General features: G+C 54.2%; 18 protein-coding genes. 6 read left to right on the forward strand and 12 right to left on the reverse strand.

The genetic code is table 11. The annotated features are described in order from the left end of the window. The first annotated feature begins 119 nt into the window (after nt 1-119). Entirely contained in the window at nt 120-1,241 is a 1,122-nt protein-coding gene (locus H7A51_18795; protein ID MCP5538267.1) for a PEP-CTERM sorting domain-containing protein, read from the forward strand. Between the two features lie 679 nt (nt 1,242-1,920). Here the strand turns inward: H7A51_18795 and H7A51_18800 are convergent. Both H7A51_18800 and H7A51_18805 read right to left on the reverse strand, forming a co-directional pair. Next, complete coding sequence (locus H7A51_18800) at nt 1,921-2,739, reverse strand: hypothetical protein (GenBank protein MCP5538268.1); 819 nt, start codon at nt 2,737-2,739, stop codon at nt 1,921-1,923. Nucleotides 2,740-2,744: 5 nt separating this feature from the next. Next, complete coding sequence (locus H7A51_18805) at nt 2,745-3,878, reverse strand: glycosyltransferase family 4 protein (protein MCP5538269.1); 1,134 nt, start codon at nt 3,876-3,878, stop codon at nt 2,745-2,747. Nucleotides 3,879-3,982: 104 nt separating this feature from the next. On the opposite strand from H7A51_18805, the gene rfaP reads away from it, so the two are divergent. Next, nucleotides 3,983-4,837, forward strand: coding sequence for a lipopolysaccharide core heptose(I) kinase RfaP (gene rfaP / locus H7A51_18810; GenBank protein MCP5538270.1), 855 nt, complete (start codon nt 3,983-3,985; stop codon nt 4,835-4,837). Here the strand turns inward: rfaP and H7A51_18815 are convergent. The 5 genes from H7A51_18815 to priA form a co-directional block, all read right to left on the reverse strand. Then, entirely contained in the window at nt 4,822-5,481 is a 660-nt protein-coding gene (locus tag H7A51_18815; GenBank protein MCP5538271.1) for a hypothetical protein, read from the reverse strand. The two genes, rfaP and H7A51_18815, sit on opposite strands and share 16 nt — an antisense overlap. Before the next feature lie 7 nt (nt 5,482-5,488). Next, complete coding sequence (locus H7A51_18820) at nt 5,489-6,163, reverse strand: hypothetical protein (protein MCP5538272.1); 675 nt, start codon at nt 6,161-6,163, stop codon at nt 5,489-5,491. Nucleotides 6,164-6,167: 4 nt separating this feature from the next. Continuing rightward, nucleotides 6,168-6,836, reverse strand: a complete 669-nt coding sequence (locus H7A51_18825) for a hypothetical protein (protein ID MCP5538273.1) — start codon at nt 6,834-6,836, stop codon at nt 6,168-6,170. A gap of 20 nt (nt 6,837-6,856) precedes the next feature. Continuing rightward, nucleotides 6,857-8,236 (reverse strand): lysophospholipid acyltransferase family protein, encoded by a 1,380-nt coding sequence (locus H7A51_18830; GenBank protein ID MCP5538274.1) that lies wholly within the window; start codon nt 8,234-8,236, stop codon nt 6,857-6,859. A gap of 106 nt (nt 8,237-8,342) precedes the next feature. Beyond that, entirely contained in the window at nt 8,343-10,550 is a 2,208-nt protein-coding gene (priA, locus tag H7A51_18835; GenBank protein MCP5538275.1) for a primosomal protein N', read from the reverse strand. 112 nt (nt 10,551-10,662) lie between these two features. On the opposite strand from priA, the gene H7A51_18840 reads away from it, so the two are divergent. Together H7A51_18840 and H7A51_18845 are read left to right on the forward strand one after the other, a co-directional pair. After that, entirely contained in the window at nt 10,663-11,181 is a 519-nt protein-coding gene (locus tag H7A51_18840) for a sigma-70 family RNA polymerase sigma factor (protein MCP5538276.1), read from the forward strand. 62 nt (nt 11,182-11,243) lie between these two features. Further along, complete coding sequence (locus tag H7A51_18845) at nt 11,244-13,334, forward strand: VWA domain-containing protein (GenBank protein ID MCP5538277.1); 2,091 nt, start codon at nt 11,244-11,246, stop codon at nt 13,332-13,334. A gap of 19 nt (nt 13,335-13,353) precedes the next feature. Here H7A51_18845 and H7A51_18850 read toward each other — a convergent pair whose 3' ends face one another. After that, nucleotides 13,354-14,550, reverse strand: coding sequence for a phosphatidylserine/phosphatidylglycerophosphate/cardiolipin synthase family protein (locus tag H7A51_18850; protein ID MCP5538278.1), 1,197 nt, complete (start codon nt 14,548-14,550; stop codon nt 13,354-13,356). Between the two features lie 145 nt (nt 14,551-14,695). Here H7A51_18850 and H7A51_18855 point away from each other — a divergent pair, with 145 nt between their 5' ends. Both H7A51_18855 and H7A51_18860 read left to right on the forward strand, forming a co-directional pair. Further along, nucleotides 14,696-16,291 carry a putative Na+/H+ antiporter gene (locus H7A51_18855; GenBank protein ID MCP5538279.1) on the forward strand — a complete coding sequence of 532 codons (1,596 nt, stop codon included), beginning with the start codon at nt 14,696-14,698 and terminating at the stop codon, nt 16,289-16,291. A gap of 21 nt (nt 16,292-16,312) precedes the next feature. Beyond that, complete coding sequence (locus tag H7A51_18860) at nt 16,313-16,909, forward strand: riboflavin synthase (GenBank protein ID MCP5538280.1); 597 nt, start codon at nt 16,313-16,315, stop codon at nt 16,907-16,909. Nucleotides 16,910-16,958: 49 nt separating this feature from the next. Here the strand turns inward: H7A51_18860 and H7A51_18865 are convergent, their stop codons facing one another. Genes H7A51_18865 through H7A51_18880 form a run of 4 tightly spaced genes read right to left on the reverse strand, consistent with a single transcriptional unit; the run spans nt 16,959 to nt 19,589 of the window. Beyond that, nucleotides 16,959-17,441, reverse strand: coding sequence for a dihydrofolate reductase (locus H7A51_18865; protein ID MCP5538281.1), 483 nt, complete (start codon nt 17,439-17,441; stop codon nt 16,959-16,961). Nucleotides 17,442-17,490: 49 nt separating this feature from the next. After that, entirely contained in the window at nt 17,491-17,880 is a 390-nt protein-coding gene (locus H7A51_18870) for a GtrA family protein (GenBank protein ID MCP5538282.1), read from the reverse strand. Next, nucleotides 17,877-18,650 carry a ChbG/HpnK family deacetylase gene (locus H7A51_18875; protein ID MCP5538283.1) on the reverse strand — a complete coding sequence of 258 codons (774 nt, stop codon included), beginning with the start codon at nt 18,648-18,650 and terminating at the stop codon, nt 17,877-17,879. Before H7A51_18875 ends, H7A51_18870 begins: the two co-directional genes overlap by 4 nt. A 6-nt stretch (nt 18,651-18,656) precedes the next feature. Next, nucleotides 18,657-19,589: a glycosyltransferase family 2 protein gene (locus H7A51_18880; GenBank protein ID MCP5538284.1), complete on the reverse strand. Its 933-nt coding sequence runs from the start codon at nt 19,587-19,589 to the stop codon at nt 18,657-18,659. Between the last annotated feature and the right edge of the window lie 3 nt (nt 19,590-19,592).

A 19,592-nucleotide genomic window follows, 5' to 3' on the forward strand; every position in this document is an offset into this window, starting at 1 on the left:
GTTTAAAAACTTTTAATATTTATATTGACTAATTATTAAAATAAGTAAAGTATGCGGGAACGTTCACAATCGAGAAATGCATGTTTACTGATTCAAACCCGTAAATCACCCTTACTATTATGAAAACTTGTTCTAGCTTCCCTACCGGCTTCGCAACATTTGTTTTGCCATTATCAACATTGATCACTGGATCGGCATCGGCTGTGACGTGGACTCTCGAAAACAGTCCCGGCACAACAACCTACCGGCCTGGCAGTACGCCGACTGCGCAACTACCTGACACAGCGACGGAAGATCACAATGCCTTGAGAACTTCGGGTTCTACTAGTTCAGTCAGGGTTGTCAATTCTGAGGGGATTACTGACGGTATAGGTACAACCGAGCGTTTTTCGGGAAGAGGTTTCTTTTATGATGAGGCAGGTCCTTCTAGCGGTAGAATGTCGATCGTTTCAAAGACTTCGTATAATCTGGCGAATGAGAAGATTGAAATGGATATGTTTAACTCGCTGGGACATGTTCCAAGACTAATTTCAGAGGGGCAAAATAATCAAATCATCCAAATAGGACTCATGGATATTTCCGGGGGGACTTCTGATAAATACTTTGGAGATAATTCGGTTGATGCGCTCTATCTGTCCTTTGTGGCCGATAGTAATGTCAAGCTGGACTGGAACGATACCGTGGCCTCTGACGGTGGAGATACGGGTAGCATTACCGGGGACTTCACGATCCGTAACGAATCTGGGGCCATAGTGGCTTCCCTCGCTACGGGTGTGCAACTAGACGCCACCACTTATCTGGGCGGAGGGGTTGGTGATAACATATTTAGTACGGAGCTCTATTGGTACAACATGAACCTTACGTTTGAAGAAGATGGCGTAGGTGGAATTGATATCAGCTTTGATGTGCATAAATACTCTAACATCTCGGATATTGGTTGGAGAACTCAGCAGATTGCTGGTTCTGAGCAACGACTGACTCCCATTGAGTTCAATATGGTGAACGCGACTACCAACATAGCTGCAGGTTCACATGGCTTGTCTTCGTTTGCGACTTTAGCGCCAGCACTGGGTACGAATGTCAGTGATAGTCTCTACCTTGGAACTTCCGGAATTAACTACGACTGGGCACCTGATCTTTCCCCGCCTGTTCAAGTTCCTGAGCCAACGTCAGGTCTGTTGATTGTATTGGGGTCGGCGGCTGTCTGTTTCCGCAGGAACAGATCTCAGTTCACTTCGTGAGCTGCAGGATGGCGATGACTTTGTCAGATTACTTCTCAGCGTGACTTTTCTAGCACGTGGTTGGTTTTTTTCTTCTTGGCGACTCCAGGGGGCGGGCACATGATCACCCTTATGGAACACCACGTCTATTTCTGTACGGGGTCCGTGGATTGTGTAGTGTTAGATATGTATGTTAGCCTCCCAAATATCAACCTTCCCAACTCTAGTCGCTATCGCTAAATTGTACACTGCCAAATTATCATCGTATGGTTTTGCCAAATTGACATCGGGTGATTTCTGATAGATTTCCACGCTTTCATCGAGTGTTTACGTGTGGATCTTAGTGAGGAGTAGTTGCGATTAATGGTGTGTGTTTGAGCTGTGTTGAGGTTCTTGAGAAATGATACCACGTCGAGTTTTATGCCTTTACTGGTGGGGTTTTTGAGGCATCCTCCTACGCCAAGGCTACGGCGGGACAAGTTACCCGATGCTCTTGAAGAGTTGTAATGGAAAAGACAAATTATGGCTGAATTTTAATTTATTAACTAACAGAAAGCGTGCCGATCCGTTCCCGAATTGCGTTGTTTGAATTTGCATGATTCATCAGTTTTGATTTGGCTATAAACAGCTGGTTTGCACGACGAATGGGTGGAACTTTACATTTCAAGATTCCCCGGCAAAGCGTGTTGACCATATGGGTCTATTCAAAGGTTCTGTGCTTTTTCCGGGTAGGGGCCAGGTCCCGGACGATGGCCTTGGCCTCGGGCGTGAGCCTGGTGATGCCCAGATATTTTTTCAGAAACCAGACGGTGTCACGTGTCGGCCACTCGGGGATGTAGCGGAACATGGTCTTGAGGTCATTGTAGATCATTTTCTTCGATCTTACGCCTGGATACTTGGTGCGCTCGAGATCGATAAAACAGGCATCGAACTTCCCAGGCAACACGGGAGAGCCGTCGACATAGGTGATGTTGAGATAGATATGCCGGCCGTAGAGCGCGTTGTGAATGATGCCGGCGGAATGCGTTTTTTTAAGGATTTTTAAAACGGCATCCAGCAAGGCGTAGCGTTGATGGCGTGGTGGCCACTGCTTGTTTTTGACACACCAGGCGACAAGCTGATCGATATCACTCATGCCTTTGACCTCTTCGGAGACAACGATACACTGGCGGCTGCCATTGTGTTTGCGGCTGGCGAAGTAGATGATCTTCATCGTTGGGACCCCGGCCTTTTGCAGTCGATTGTAATTCCGCCATTCGAGCTCAAAGGTCGGTATACGCCTTAGCTTGAGGATGACATTGTTGGGGTAATGGTTTTGCTGGCGCTTCAGGTAAACAACCCGGCCGTCATCCAGACGGATGCGGCAAACGTGGCTCCACGAGGTATTGTCGTCCTTGCCACGGAAGTTCCCTTCCTCGACGAGTTCGCCCTCGGTGTCCCACCATGCTTGGAAGTCCGGGAAACCCGATTTCTCAAATGAGGCTTTCCAGTCAGGGTCGATGTATGATTTTGTCGGCATGAGATTCAAGCTTGTGGTTGTGAAATCGGGAGGTGGGGGGATTGTTTAACCGACTCTCGCATATGGTCAAGAATGACGTTGGCCGTGCGGTAAAGCGCGGGGGACGAGGCCCAGTCGAGAGCCTGCTGTCGGAGTGTGGGTAAGTCCCCGAGCATCTGGGTAACCGTGTCGCAAATTTCCTGCGGCGGGCAGTCGTCGCTCAGCAGCGTGCCGCCGGCGTCGGCGACATGGCTGGCATAACCACAAAGGCGGGTGCAGGTGACGGGTAGACCATGGGTCAGAGCCTCGACAAGGACCATACCCGCCGTTTCCCGGCTCGACGGGTGAACGAGCAGATCGGCGGCGGTCATCAGGGACGGGATGTCGTTTCGTGGTCCCAGGGTATGCACTCGATTGGCCACGTTGCGTGATACCGCCAGTTTGGTAAGCTGGTCTGCCTTGTCATCGCCACAGACGGCCAGATGGACGTGTTTGTCTGTGAGCGGGAGTGCCTCGATGATGGTTGCGACACGTTTGAGTTTGAAATTGGAGCCTACAAAGAGAAGCAGCTGGTCTGATTCCGCCAGCCCGAGCTGATCGAAGATACGCCTACGGGTCTGAGCGCGGGATTGCTCCGGCGGAGTTGGTTTTTTCACCCAGGGAGGAAGGACGGTGAGCCGCTCCCGGGCCAGCTGGTAATGCTCCTGGTAGACCTTGACGTCAGGCTCGGCGAGAAAGAAAACATGTGTCCGGGCCCCGGGTCCGAACAGTTGTTGTTCGGTGTTGAGGAAATACCTGTAGCGTGGCAGGAGCCGCGCCAGAGCTGGTTTGGATGCCAGGAATTTGTCCAAAAAACACGAGTCTCCACAGAAGTGAAATGGTGTGTTGGGCACTCTACTGAAACAGATAGAAGTGTCGAAATCCCCCGATTGGACCAACCGCTGGCAAGCTGTCGCGAATCGGGCGGCCTTCGAGTGGTTGCTGCTGCCACCACTGTTCAGCTCGACCACCGGGATGCCGCCAGGCTTGTCTCCCTGCCAGGTTGCCACCACGAGTGTGGGCAGGTCTCCCGCGTGCACCGCGGCCTGCGCGAGGCGGACCGCGTCACGTTGCAGCCCTCCGTATGGGAAATAGTGCTGGAGAAAAATGGCAAACTTCATGGCGTTGCGGAACTCGGATTCTGACCTGATTCTGGTCGATGCCAAGAGTAATTCTGGCGGGCTGTTCTTGACCTGATCGAAGATGCAAGCTCTGCTGAGTGCGGATGATTGAGCTTGCCCCTGAAATAAAGGACAAATTTCCGGATGTTACTTCGGGTGGAGGAGCCTTTGACAAGGTTCTGGCACTCGATGGTAAAATCTACCGGGCCAAGGAGGGGCGGCGGACCTTGCGTTTTGAACACGGGGGAAAAAGTTATTTTGCCAAGATCCACACCGGGATTGGCTGGAAAGAGGTGTTTAAAAACCTGCTGGCGTTCCGTTTACCCATAATCGATGCCTCCAACGAGTGGCAGGCCGTCGAGGTACTCGAACGCGTCGGTGTGGAGACGGTAAGGATCGTTGGCAAGGGGAAACGCGGTTGCAATCCCGCGAGAATCGAATCCTTTGTCATCATGCAGGCGCTTGAGGAACTGGTCGAGGTGGAGGATTTCCTGAAGGGTCTCGGAGGACTGCAAGGCGCTGCCCGTCTGGCCTTGAAAAGAATGATTGTTAGAAAAGTCGCTGCATCCGCCGGAAGGATGCACGGTGCCGGGATGAATCACCGGGACTTTTACCTGTGCCATTTTCATATCGTGGAGCGCGACTGGACTGGCTGGTCGCCGGAGCAGGACTTCAGGCTGCCGGTGATCGACCTGCACCGGGCCCAGCTGCGTGACAAGGTGCCGCAAAGATGGCTGGCGAAAGATCTGGGGGCGTTGTTATACTCGGCTATCGACTGTGGTGTCACCGACCGCGACATCGTGGCATTTTTACGTGTCTATCTGGGGGCCGATTGGAAAAGTCAGCTCATTGCCAACAAGGCACTCTGGCACGCGGTTGTCATGCGGGCCCGGAAGTTCTACCGCAGGCACCGTGGTAAGGAGATGTGCATGCCGGGTGTGTTTCAGCGCTTCTTGTAGTGCTTGAAGTGCTGCTTGAACTCCTTTTTGTGTGCCTTGTCGAGCTTGAGTAGAGCTAGGTAGCTTTTCAGGATCTTGGGTAGCTTGGCCTTTTTGATTCGCTTGGCGTCCTTGTCATACCTGAGTGGAAAAGCCAGATTGGCCGCCCGCCGGAGTAGAGGGACCGGCTTGTTGTAAAATTTGACATCCGTGAAATCGATCAGTCCATACTCACCAGGGGCGGTTTGGATGATGTTACCCAGATGAATCGAGCGGTATAGAATACCCAGTTCATGCAGTGAAAAAATGAACCGGCACAGGTCGGGGATGTCGACTTGATCAGGATCCTCCTTGAGTAATTCACGCATACTTTTTCCCGGCAGGGATTTGTATTTCACCACTCTGATATGGCTGTTTTCTACCTTGGCATGCTCGAGGATTTCCGGGACCCGGATGCCGAGCGCCGCTAACCTGGCGGCATTGTTGACAAACCGGGTCGCATAGTGGGAGAGGGTGTTGGATGAGAAGAATCGTTTTTTGATCGCCCAGATTTTGGTGATCGTCTGATCGGGATGGATCACCACACAGGGGTAGCCTCCCTGGCTATCAATGGCTGTGCCATTCCTGCAGAGAGAGTCGAGTTCCTGTGTGGTCATTTGTTTCATCGCCAGGCTAGTTGATTACGAGTCCCCGTTTGCGAAGGTTGCCAAGAATAAACTCACGATCGGCAGCTGGTGTGGAGGCACTGGTAAAGTAAGCCTCCAGGAAATTGGCGACACCGTAACGCTGGTAGAGATCACGATCATTTCTCACGGCGTGATCGAGTAGATAAAACAGGTTTTTTGCCTTCCGCCTGCGGTTCATCGAGTAGCGGACGTTATCCATATCGATGATCGCAAACGAGCCATCGTCCTGGATCAGGTAGTTGTCGCTATGGCCATGGCGGAAATAGAAGTTTTTCCCGTGAAGTTCCGCGATGTATTTGGCGAGCTTGGTGAGTAAGCCCGGGTCCTGGTCGCTTTGGTAGGCGTTGTAAACGGTCCGACCAGGCACCGACTCGTAGCTGACGACATCACACTCGGCCTCGGGGCACCGTGCCCAGAAATCGGGACGGATGGTGTTGATGCCAAGCGCGGTGATGCGTTCGGCATTTCTGACAAACTCAGTGGCAACCGGGTTGAGGTGCCTGCGCCGGATGCCTTTGTTGTCGTAGCTGAAAAACTTGGTATAGACAGCACCTTTGCGGATGACCTTGGGCCATCTTTTATGGGTGACAATGATCTCAGAGCCTTCGATCAGGTTCTCGAAGGTGCTGAGGTCGATGGATTGACGTTTTAATGGTGCCATGAACTCATTGTTTGAACCTGTTAAGTCGCTTTGTTAGGTTTGTGAGGAAGGATTGCCTGTCGCGGTCGGTGGGTTTCCATGCCTCCAGATAGGACTCCTTCAGGTCAGGGAGTCCGGCTTTTTCCATCAGCGCCATGTCATTTGCATATTTCATGGGGACGGCCAGATTGACGGCGCGCCTCCCGGGTGTGAGGGCTTTGCCACTGTGGCTGATATCACAGAAGTCGATCAGTCCATAGCCCATATCCTCCATCTGGATGACGTTGCCAAAGTGGATGGTGCGAAACTCGATGCCTGACTCGTGCAGGCGATGGATAAACGCGGCAAGGCCGGGGATGTCGAGTTTTCCAGGGTTTGTTTCGAGGAGTTCGCGGATGCTTTCACCGGGGAGTATCTTGTACTGGACGATATGGACGTCGGTTTTTTCAATCTTGAAATAATCGGTGATTTCAGGTGCCGCGATACCCAGTGATGTAATCAGCCTGGCGTTGTCGACAAAACGTTTTGCGTAGGGTTTGATTCGGGCTGATGAAAAGAACTTGACCGGATTGGCCCAGACTTTGGTGATGCTGTCACCGGGGTGATAGATCATCGAAGGATAACCAAACTTTTCATCGTCAGGTCGGCCAGCTGCACAGATTTTTTGAAACTCTGCCTGGGTAATTGTTTTCATAAGGAGATGGTGGGGCGCTGTTATTCGGGAGCAGGGCTGATACGCGTAATAAAGGATTCCAGTCGAGCTTGGTAGTTGGCTGGATCATCATGTCCTCCGACAGGGGGCTCGTTTTTTAAAGCGAAAATTTTGTCGATACCCGCCATTGTCAAGAGTGTGGTACCAGTGCCATCCAGCGAGAGGTCGAGAGCGCAATCGAAGGGTGCTGGTAGCGACGCCTCGTAATTCCTGATAGCGTTCGCCGCGAGATGTGGCGGCTCATCAGGGACAACGGGTAGAGTGGTATCGGCCTCTGCTGGAGGGGGGATGCTGCCGACAAGCGTGATATGGAAATCGGGTCGGCACGAGCGGAGATAGCGTAACACCTCGCCGAGGCTCTCGTTCGCCGGCCGCATCGGGATGTAGATCAGAAGGTAAAAAGGCACAGTGAATGATAGGTCGGCGGGTTTCATGTTACGTGGCACCGAGCCCCGGATCTTGAGTGCTGTCCTGTTGGCGCCACGCCAGTAGTTGTGCATCCAGAGGACATCGGCCGGGCTTTCATTCATCAGCTGTTCGTATGCCTTGGCACATCTGGCTGTCACCTTGTAGGTATCTTTGAGTTCGTCAGCCGAGACCTCCAGAGCGGGGTGCACTACCACTTTCCATCTGCCTGGAGAAACAGTACACATGGAAACAGGGAGGATCGGTGCTTTGGTTTTACGATGCAGGAGTGCCGGCAGGTTGGTCATCGATGCCAGCTTGCCATACAGGGGGACCGGCATCCCGTGTTTGCCTGCACTCTGGTCGGCGATGACCCCCAGGAAGCCGCCGGATTTCAGAAGGGTGATGGGTTTGGTGAATCCGTCAAACCGATTGAACAAGGCTGCGCCCCGACTCTGTCTGCGCCGCTTGACGAGTCGGTTCAACAATGGATTATTGAGCGGTCGGTAAAGCGATGCCGGTGACTTGATCTCGGGAACCAGTGTTTTCAACTGGGTGAGTACCTCCCAGTTTCCCATGTGGCCGAGCAGCAGGATGCAGCCTTGGTTGTTTGCCAGAGCGTTGAGCAGGTGTTCGCGACCTACCACTTCGACGCGTTCGATGATCTCCTTGTTGGTCAATGTGGATGCCGTGATACTGGCGACCAGGTTGAGGCCGGATGTCCGGAATGTCTTCCGGGCAAGGGCGTTGAGCTCCCGGGGTGACAATCGGCCATGATGAACGATCCGCAGGTTCCTGAGAACGATCTGCCGACGCCTGGGCATCAGGAAATAGGTGACTTGCCCCATCGTCGCCCCGATGATACAGACGAACTCCATCGGGAGGAGTCGAAGGAAGCATTCAAAGCCCCGGTAGAGCACGTAAACGAGGTGGTCGCTCAGGCTGGCTTGGTCATGGTTGGACTCATTATTTCCCATAGCAAGGTATCGGTGGGTGGCTGTTGATGTCTGGTTACTCCGAAAAGGCCATGGCTGTTTTTAAACACCTGATTTCAAACGCCAAATACCAAATTGGGAAAATATCCTAAAAGCCCATGGCATCCATGTCGAAAACGATGGTAACGTCCTCAGGCGGAGGGGTTTGTGCGAGGATCTGATTGATGTGTCGGGAGAGCTGGCGCGCCGAGACGCCCAGCATCATCAGCTGGAAACGATATTGCCCGTGCGCCTTGGTGAGTGCCGCCGGCAGGGGCTCGTGCAGAACCATACCGGAGGGAAGGGTGGCTTTGAGCCTCTGGTAGAGGTTTTGCAGGGTGAACTCGGCACGACGCTCGTGGGTGGAGCGGGTCTGGATCACCGCGCAGTGGGTGTAGGGCGGGTAGCCGAACTGTTTCCTGAACTCCAGCTCCTGGTCGGCGTAGCCGTTGAAGTCGTGGTGGCGCGCATACTGGATGGATGGCGAGTGCGGGGTGAACGTCTGCACGATGACCTCACCTTCAAGCTCGCCGCGGCCGGCGCGGCCCGCTACCTGGGTGAGGAGCTGGAAGGTTCTTTCCCCGGCACGGAAATCGGGAATGTGCAGGCCGAGATCGGCATTGAGCACCCCGACCAGGGTGACGTTGGGAAAATGGAGCCCCTTGGCGATCATCTGGGTGCCGATGATGATGTCGATTTTACGCTGACGGAATTTTTGCAAGGTGTCGCGCAGGGCGTTTTTCCGTCGCATCGTGTCGGTGTCGATCCGGGCCAGCCTGGCCAGCGGGAAGACTTTTTTTAACACCCCCTCGACCTGTTCCGTGCCGTAGCCTTGGAAGCGGATCGACGGGTCGCCGCACTCAGGGCATTTTTTCGGGGTGATCGCCTGATGCCCGCACATGTGGCAAATGAGCCGCTCTTCGGCACGGTGGTAGGTGAGGGGCAAGGCGCAGTGACGGCATTCACAGACATGGCCGCAGCCCGGGCATTGCAGCGAGCGGGCAAAGCCACGGCGGTTGAGAAACAGGATGACCTGCTCGCCCTCGGCAAGTTTGGCCTCCATCCGCCCCCGGAGCGGATCCGAGAGGATAGCGGGCCCCCCCTTGTGTTTTTTCCCTTCAATACGCATGTCGACGATGCGGATGATGGGCAACGACTGGCCATCGGCCCGTTCTTCAAGGGTGAGCAGGTGGTATTTTCCGGTTTCGGTATTATGAAATGATTCCAGCGACGGGGTGGCCGAGCCTAACAATACGGCGCATTGCTCCAGATGGCCACGCAGCACGGCCAGATCGCGACCATGGTATCTCGGGGCGCTGTCTTGTTTATAGGAGTTCTCATGCTCCTCATCGACGATGATGATACCAAGGTTGGTGAGGGGGGCGAACACCGCACTGCGGGCACCGATGACGATCCGTGCCTTGCCCGACCGGATACGATGCCATTCATCAAACCGTTCACCCTGGGAGAGGTGGGAATGGAGGACGGCGACTTGGTCCTGGATCGAGGCGAAGCGGGATTTGAACCGTTGAACGGTTTGTGGTGTCAGCGAGATTTCGGGCAGGAGGATCAGGACACTCTTTCCGGCGTCGACGCAATGTTGGGCGGCTTGCAGGTAGACTTCCGTTTTTCCCGAGCCGGTCACGCCGTGCATGAGCATCGGTTTCTGCGGTTCATTGATTTGCGCCAGAACGTGTTCCATCGCCACCGTCTGGCCGGGATTGAGCACAAGCGGTTTATCTTCGAGGAACTCTTCACCCTCATCCGGATCGCGGCGGACCGCTTCTTCCTTGAATTCGACCAGCCCCTGTTTTTCTAGCGCCTTCACCGATGCGGTCACGGCACCACCACCGAGGTCTTTGAGAGCCATCTGGCCACCTGCGGCTTCGAGCAGGGAAATGATGACGTGCTGGCGTTGTGCGCGTTTTGCCAGTTTCGCCATCGCTTCCTCATCAGGTTTTCGAGTGAGAACGACGATTTTGCGTGTTTTCTCCGAGTTTGATTCTTGTCGGACCGCCTCTGGTAAAAGAGCGCGCATGACGAGCTCCATCGGTGAGCCATAATAGTCGGCCATCCACTTGCCGAGGTTGAGTAGATGGGGGGTGATCAGCGGCTCGGGATCGATCAGCGTGTCGATCGGCCGCAGATCGAAATTCTGCGGCATTTCCTCCGTGATATCGAGGATGGTGCCGGTGGATGCCCGGTTGCGCAGCGGGATTTTAACCCGACAACCCGGTTTGGCGTCCATTCCCTCGGGGATGGCGTAATCGAAGACCAGTTCGGATGGTCCGTCTATCAAGACTCGGGCAGCGGGCACGTTGTCTTTTAAAACTCCAACGACCAAACTCCAAATACCAAATGATTTTTTTCCAGAAAGATGTCACATATCCTCGTCCTCGGCTCAAGAACGGGTGAAGATTATGCAAGCTGTGAAACAATTATCAACGACCGACCGGAAATCCTTCTCCATCCTGGTGAAGGAGCATCACCGTGGACTCCTTGCCTATGCAAGGGCCCTGACCAGGGAGGAGCATACTTCGCGGGATATTGTCCAGGACGCCTTTGTCGTGGCCTGGAGTAACCTGGAGACTTTTGACATCACCCGCGACTTCGGCTCATGGATGCGGGGGATTGTCCGTAACAAGTGGCGCGAGTCGTTACGGAAAAACGCCAGGGAGGTCGCCCTGGATGAAGAAACACTGGAATTCCTCGAGGCCGATGCCAGGCAATGGGATGGCTTGCGCGACCAGGGCGGCGTGTTTGCCCGGCTCGAACTCTGCCTGAAGAAACTCCCCGAGAGCCTCGCCGAGGCGGTGAAGGCGTTTTACTACGATGGCTACAGCGGTGAGGAAGCGGCAAGCGTATTGAGTGTCCAGAGCGCCACCCTGCGAAAACGTCTTGAGCGGGCCCGGGGTGGTCTGCGCGACTGCCTTGCTGCTAAACTCTAGATTCTAAACGCCAAACTCGAAAAAAACTCCAAGTTTTAAACTCCAAATACCAATTTAAGAACATGAAAAATGAAGATAAAATGATTGATGCCCTGCTTCAGGAGCATGCCCGAAATGGGGGCAAGGATGATGCTGAATTTCTGGCATCGCTTGAACAACGACTGGATGAGGAGGACGGCGTCGTGAGTATGGCCCACACCTCCGGTCGATCAGGAAACAGGGCGGGGCTCGGGCTTGGTATAGCTGCCGCGCTAACTGTAGCGGCTGTTGGTTTCTACGGCTGGAATGAAAAACGAAGTTCCGACATGGCCATGTATGACCAATACGAACCCGAGCTATCCAGCGAGCTGGCACCGAGCCGTGATGCGGTGGTTCATTCTGACAGGAGAGACTACAAGCAGGCACCCGTTGCAGCATCCGAGAAGAAAATGCAGACTCCCGGCGCAAGCGATGAATCGGCCATGCATCTTCCTGCCCCGCCTCCGGCTCCTGCGGCGGAAGCACCCGCTTTACGCAAGCCCACAGCACCATCGGGCAATGCCGCGAGAGTGATTGCCTCCAATAAGCGAAGGGAGGTGATGGTTCCCGAGTCCACCCGTGTTGATCCTAGCCTTGATTATGGCGACGGCGATGATTTCCACGATGGTTGGGGAGACGGAAATGGCGATGGCGGCGGCGGCGCTGGTTTTGGCCGCGTTGCCCCGCAAGCTCGGAGGGCGGTGGCGAATCATTATGGCACCCTCAACGACAACGCCTTCAAGTCACCCTGGCAGGAGCCTCTTTCCACTTTTTCAGTGGACGTGGATACCGCCTCCTACACTAACGTCCGGCGCATGATCCAGAGTGGCCAGGCCGTCCCCAGGGATGCGGTCCGGATTGAGGAAATGATCAACTATTTCAGCTATGACTATCCTCAACCCGAGGGAAAACATCCCTTCAGTGTGAATGTGGAAACGGCATCCTGTCCGTGGAATCCCGGACACCGGTTGGTCAAGATCGGCTTGAAAGGAAAAGAGATCATGCGTGAGGAACGTCCGGCTGCCAACCTGGTGTTTTTGCTCGATGTCTCAGGGTCCATGAACAGTCAGGACAAGCTGCCGCTGTTAGTTGACTCCATGAAGATTCTCCTCAAGGAGCTCAATGCGGACGACTCGGTGAGTATCGTCGTCTACGCCGGTGCCCAGGGGCTGGCATTACCTCCGACATACGTTGACGAGGCTGGCCGTAAAACCATCCTCAATAAACTCAACAACTTCCGCTCAGGAGGCTCCACCAACGGTGGTGCAGGCATCACCCTCGCCTACAAAGTGGCGAAGAAGCACTTTGTCAAAGGTGGCGTGAACCGCGTGATCCTCGGCACCGATGGTGACTTCAATGTGGGAGTCGTCGGCACCGACGCGCTGGTAAGTATGGTTGAGCGCGAGGCAAAAAGCGGCGTGTTCATGAGTGTGTTAGGGTTTGGCCAGGGGAACCTGAACGACAACATGCTTGAGAAAATCACCAACAAGGGAAACGGAAACTACTACTACATCGATAACCTGCGCGAGGGCCGCAAGGTGTTCCTGGATGACATGATGGGCACCATGGTGACCATTGCCAAGGATGTGAAGATACAAGTCGAGTTCAACCCCGCTAAAGTACAAAGCTACCGACTGATCGGTTATGCTAACAGGATGCTTAAAAAAGAGGACTTTAAAAACAAACGCATCGATGCCGGCGAGATTGGTGCAGGTCACAGCGTGACGGCACTCTACGAAGTGGTGCCGGGAGATGCGGAGCAAGAACCGGCGGTGGATGATTTAGAGTATCAACAAAGGAAGGCAGCCCCCAAGCCCACTGATCGCGACGTGGTTGAGAGTCCTAACATGCTTACGGTAAAACTCGCCTATAAGCAGCCTGACGCCACCAAGGAAACGGAAAGCACCTACTTGAAAACCCCTGTGATTGATAGTGGAAAAACCTGGCAGGACGCCAGTGCCGATTTCAAGTTTGCCTCCGGTGTCAGCCTCTTCGGAATGCTGCAACGCCAGAGCGAGCATGCGGGGCGGGGGACATACCAACTCGTCCGTCAGCTCGCCGAGCAAGGCCGCGGTGACGATCCCAAAGGCCTGCGCACCGAGTTCTCCGACCTGGTTAGAAAAGTGGCGCGGTAAGGGGACGCCCACGCGTCCCTCACAGTCTGCGGATTAACAAACATCCGATCTTTGCCATCCACAACCGCCACCATGGCCTGATGCCTTGCCAGTCGTTGGCGACGCGCTCGGAGAGCATCAGGTCATTTTCCCACTGCAGTTCCAGCTCTTCAGCCACGTCATCATCAAAAACAACAATAGCGGTCTCGCGGTTCATCAGCACGGAGAGGATGTCGAAATTGTTGGACCCGATGATGGCCACACTGTCATCCACCACCATCGTCTTGGCGTGGAGGACGGGGCCAAGGTATTCAATGACACGCACTCCCCAATTGAGCAGGCTGGGGTAGAGTCCCTCACGTAACCAGTCGACCATGGTGACGTCTGAGTCCCTGGGCACCAGGATGGAGATGTTGACGCCACGTGCCGCAGCGCGTTGCAACGATTTTCGAAGTCGCTTCGGGGGGACAAAATAAGGCATGGTCATCTTCACCGATTGCCGGGCCTGATCAAGATGCACGGAGAACAGCCGGCGAATTTGTTTCCGGCTGCCAAGTCCCTGACTGCCAATCACCATACACCGACAGCTTCCCGGTGAGGGGACAGCGGAGGTCTGGCAGATCGGGCTTTCATCCGTCGCGTGTTTCCAGCTGTCGAGGAACAGCTTGTTGAGGTCCAGCACGGCGGGGCCTGATAGCTTTACCTGCGTATCCCGCCATGCATCCTCCCGTGTGTGCTCTTGTGACCATTGGTTTCCAAGGTTCATGCCTCCGGTAAATCCAACCGCGCCATCGATGATCAGGTTTTTTCGATGGTTTCTACCCATGATGCCCCCCCGTTTCCCCCACAGGCCGCTCCAGAAACCGGCGGGTCGGTATTCAACAACCGACACCCCGGCGTCACGCATGCGGGCCCATTGCATCACGTTGGCGTCCGATGATCCGATGGAATCAAAAATCACCCTGACCGGCACACCGTCGCGGGCTTTTTGGGAAAGCGCCGCCGCGAATTTCCGACCAATGTCATCAGACAGAAACATATACATTTCCAGATGCACAAATACCTTGGCCGAGGAGATGGCTTCGAGCATTTCCGCATAGACACGGTCGCCGTCAAAGTAGACCTCGACGTCATTGCCCTCACTGATGCCTCCGTCAGTATCCATGGCTAGCTCACGGGCGATCATCTGCCGCCAATCAACGATTTGTTTTCTAACCCCGTCGGGAAACACCTTCACAGACCCAGCTTAGCGCAATTTGCTCCAAATCAAAGGGGGAATGGATACCGCGATGCATGACAAAAAATGATTTGTTTTTGGGAAAAAGCCATTGTCATGGTCGCACCCTATGTTATTGAATCGCCAACCTATGAGAAAAACAATCCTGAGTCTGGTAATAATGGTTTGCACGCTGGCCGCTCCCGCTGCTTATGCCGGTGGTGGCCACGACGCCAAAAAGCCTGAGTTTGTCGAGAAAATGGAGAAGTTTCCCTCAGAGGAACAGGCTGCCGGAATATCGGGGGTGTGGGAGAAAATCAGCTATCGCGCCGAGCAGGAGCCATTCCTTCTGGTGGCCAGTATCATTTTTATCCTGGCGATTACACATACCTTTTTTGCCGTTCCCATCACGAAATACTCCCACAAGGTGCAGCACGATCATGATGCCCGTATCAGACGTGAAATGGCAGCCCAGGGGAAATCGGCCAAGGCAAAGGATATGGTGAGCTTCAAGGCGACGCTGCTCCACTTCTTTGGCGAGATTGAGGCCATTTTCGGGATCTGGGTGATCGCCCTGATCGGCGCGATCGTTAGTTTCTACGACATCAAAACGGCGGAAGCCTATGTATCAGGCGTGAATTTCACCGAGCCCATGTTCGTGGTGATCATCATGGCACTGGCTTCGACTCGCCCTATCCTGAGCTTTGCGGAGCGAGCGTTGAGGTTTTTCGCCAAGTGGGGAAAGGAGACACCCGGCGCCTGGTGGTTGTCCATTCTCACCGTCGCGCCCGTCCTTGGTTCATTTATCACCGAGCCCGGCGCCATGACCATTGCCGCCATGCTGTTGGCCAAGAAATTCTACAGCCTCAAGCCGTCGGCTAAATTTGCATACGGAACTCTCGGACTGCTCTTCGTGAATATCTCCGTGGGTGGGGTTCTGACCAATTTTGCCGCACCACCCGTATTGATGGTGGCGGGTCCCGACAAGTGGGACCTAACGACCATGGAAATGCTCCTGCATTACGGCGACAAGGCCGTGGTGGGAATCCTGATTTCCACCTGTCTCTACTTTGCTGTGTTCCGTAAGGAATTGGCAAAAATGGGTAAGCGCCTTGCGGATCACGATGGCGATGGTAAAGGGGACTTGCAAGGTAAGGAAACGCCGATCCCGCTCTGGATTACACTGACCCACCTCCTGTTCATGGGGTGGACCGTGTATTTCGCCCATACACCGGCCATGTTTGTGGGCGGCTTTTTATTCTTCCTGGCCTTTCGTCAGGGCACGGCGCATCACCAGTCCGTGGTGCATTTGAGAGGGCCAATCCTCGTCGGTTTCTTTCTCGCAGGACTGGTCATCCATGGCGGTTTGCAAGGGTGGTGGCTGGCTCCCGTGATTACCAGCCTGGGCGAGACCCCGCTCTTTATCGGCTCGGTGGTGCTGACCTCGTTTAATGATAACGCAGCCATTACTTTCCTCGCAAGTCAAGTCGATGGACTTGGACCGCAGCTTAAATACGCCGTGCTCGCAGGCGCCGTATCCGGCGGTGGCCTGACCGTTATCGCCAACGCGCCAAACCCGGCTGGCCAGGCACTTCTGAGTAAATTCTTTGGTGATGGTATTTCCCCAGGCAAACTCCTGCTCGCTGCGCTGACTCCCACCATAATCGTCTCATTGGTGATGATGCTTTTCCCGGACAACGGTATTGATAAAATGTTTGAAAAGAAAGCCATGCCTCCCGTCGAGCAAAAGGCGGATCACTAGTTCATTCACCACACCATTCCCATGTTTACAGGATTAATAGAGGCAACCGGCAGGGTTCGGGCAATCGAGTTCCGTGGCGACCAGGCCCGGCTCACCGTGGAGATTCCCTTTGCCGATGAACTCAACGACGGCGAGTCCGTCGCCGTCAATGGCTGCTGCCTGACAGTCACGGCTCACGACGGACAGACAGCTGGCTTCGATGTCCTGAAACAGACACTCGATGTCACGTCGCTGGGCGAGCTGAGTGAGGGGCGGCTGGTTAATCTCGAGCGTGCCATGCTGGCAGGCGACCGCTTTGGCGGCCACTTCGTGCAAGGTCATGTCGATACCACCGGCACCATCCTCGATCTCTCGCCACACGGGCAGGACCACCGGCTGGAAATCTCATTGCCGGATGAAATCCAGAAGCTCTGCATCGACAAAGGATCGCTCGCCATTGACGGAATTTCTCTGACCATCGCCGAGCTGAAGGAAAATTCCGCCGTATTCTGGATCATCCCTCACACGATGGAACTGACGCGCCTGAGCGATGCCACTGTCGGCCAGAAGGTCAACCTCGAGGCCGACGTGATCGCCAAACATGTGGCAAGATTGTTAGAAGGTAGGACAGCTTTGTAAGCTGTCGGCAGGATGAGAGCAAAGGATGAGCGCCTGGGTTGCCGACAGCTTACAAAGCTGTCCTACTGTAACGCCTCAGCTCAAACGTCTCATATTTTTCCTCGATGGTGACATGAGGGAATTCAGATTCAAATTCTGGGAAGCGTGTATCGCCTGGGTAAGACGCATACACGTGTGAGACGAGGATTTCATCAAGCTGCGGCATAAAAAGCTCGTACACCTGGGCTCCGCCAATGATGTACACCTGGGAGGCGATAAGCTGGATGTTCTGCAGTTCATCAGGCGTGTGAATCACCTCGGCCCCCTCGGCCGACCAGTCGGTATCCCGCGTGAGCACAATGCTTTGTCGGTGGGGAAGCGGGAAGCCAATCGAGTCCCAAGTTTTACGCCCCATCACAATCGGGTGCCCGGTGGTGTGCCGTTTGAAGAGTTTCAGATCCTCGGGAAGATGCCAGGGGAGCCCGCCCTCTTTTCCTATCACCCGGTCAGGAGTCATGGCGACAATGGCGGTGAGTTTGAGTTTGGCTTTCATAAGGTGGAGCAGGTTTAGCCTGTAGCCGTCCTCACGACAAGTAGGATCATCAAGTATCCTGATGTGCAAATGCCCAATGCCGACTGAGAAAGAATGTCAGGCCAGCCACAAAGGTCAGCACCAATATGAGAGCGGTCTGATAGGTCAGGGAGGTGAACTCGAGTAGGATGGCGAACAGGATTTCGTTAAGTAGAAAACTGCTGGTGGCGACCATGAAAAAGCGTCTTAGGGAGCTGCCCCGGGGTGAGGATGCCTCCGCAAAACTCCAGCTAACGTGTCCCCAGTAGCTGATCTGAAAAGCTCCCAGGAAGGCGATGACGTTGGCAATGAGTGGAGGTATGGATAGGTTGACAAATACCACCACCAGCGCGAAGTGAGCGATCATCGCAATGATGCCCACAATGCCGAATCGAGAAGCCTGTTTAAGTAATTGTGTCATCTCTGCAGAGCAAGGTTGTTAGTGCTTTCGAATGAGAGAAGGGCTTGTAGTTCTCCTGCCCGGGTATCGGAAATGGGATCGGTGGGGTCATCGCTAGGCTCTCCGGGGTGGCACATGATGAGGGTGCCGGGGGCGGCATTAGTGACCCAGCTATTAAGAAGTGAGGGGAAGTTCATTCGAGGTTTGAGGCTATAAAGACCTCCGAAGTACTGGTTGGCAAGGTATGGTCCGAGTTCTTCGGTGAATCCTCTGGCTACTAGGCGTAGGATTTTACTTTTGAAAAATGGATAGGGTGCCATCAGGGGCGAGGGGTCTCGGACTGGGAGCATGCCAGGAGCGGGAGCTTTTTCTTTGATGAAATTCAGTAAGCAATGTCTGATGATGGGGAATGTATGGACGTGCTGATGGCTGTCAAAATGATCCGGACTTCTGCCGGTTGTTTCCACGAAGGCGTTCCATTGAGAGTGGAGTGCATCCGTGACCAGGGCCGCATCGATTTTTCCACACAGAGCCTGCCTTATCCAGTAGTGCAGTGGACGATGCCTAGGAGTGAATGGGTGGGTGAGGTCAAAGTGAAGACCTATTTTGATGGATGCAGGAAGGTCTGTTAGGTTGTCGGCATGATCCTGCCAATCGGGCGCGTTGACCATGCAAGACAGGGCTTGGATTTTTTCCTGTCGGGCGAGGCGGAGGATTCCCGCCGTGATCTGCAGGTTCATGCCATAGTCGTCGGCACAGATGACGGGGGTTCGGTTTGGGCGGTGGTTCATGAAGTGTTAAGCTTGTTGGCTGTCTGTGTCGATGACATAGTTAGGACGTCGTTTGACCTCGTCAAAAATACGGCCGACATATTCCCCGAGGATACCGATGGAGATGAGTTGGATGCCACCGAGGAAAAACACGGCGCAGGTAATGGTCGCCCAGCCGGGCACGGAGGCTCCGAAAGCAAATGTTTTTAGCGCTACGTAGAGTGCGTAGAGTATGGAAATCAGAGAAACGAGCCCTCCGATGACGGTCCACATGCGCAGCGGCAGGGAGGAAAATGAAGTGATGCCTGTGACCGCGAATTTGATCAGGCCTCGAATACTGAATTTGGTATTACCTGAATTTCTGTTAGCCGGTGTCAGTGGCAGTGCGACACCTTCAAAGCCCACCCAGTTGTAGAGCCCTTTCATGAAGCGGTGTTGCTCGGGGAGCGTGAGGAGGGCATCGACGACCTGACGATCCAGTAATCTGAAATCGAGTGCATTCGGCGTGACGGGGATTTCTGACCCGTGGATCATGAGCTGGTAAAACAGTGCGCTAAGTTTTCTTTTGAGAAAGGATTCATCATCTCTGTTTTCACGGATGGCATAGACCATCTTGGCACCATTGCCCCAGAGCTTGAGGAAGCGGGGGATGTAGCTCACCGGGTGCTGGAGGTCGGCATCCATAATAATGACCGCCTTTCCTTGGGCGTGCGCCAAACCCGCGGTGATGGCGCTTTCCTTGCCAAAGTTACGTGATAATTTCAGCAACCGGAGTGGGTATGACGCAAGAGCTTCTGTGACTACCTTGGCGGTATGATCCCGGCTGCCGTCGTCGATGATAATAACTTCGTAGCTGCGTGCGAGCTGAGCAAACTCCGCTGCCAGCTCCTTGAGTAGGCAGGGGATGTTCTCAGCTTCATTGAAGGCTGGAATGACACAGGAAATCTCAGGTATGCTCATGTT

Source organism: Akkermansiaceae bacterium, assembly GCA_024233115.1.
GTDB lineage: Bacteria > Verrucomicrobiota > Verrucomicrobiia > Verrucomicrobiales > Akkermansiaceae > Oceaniferula.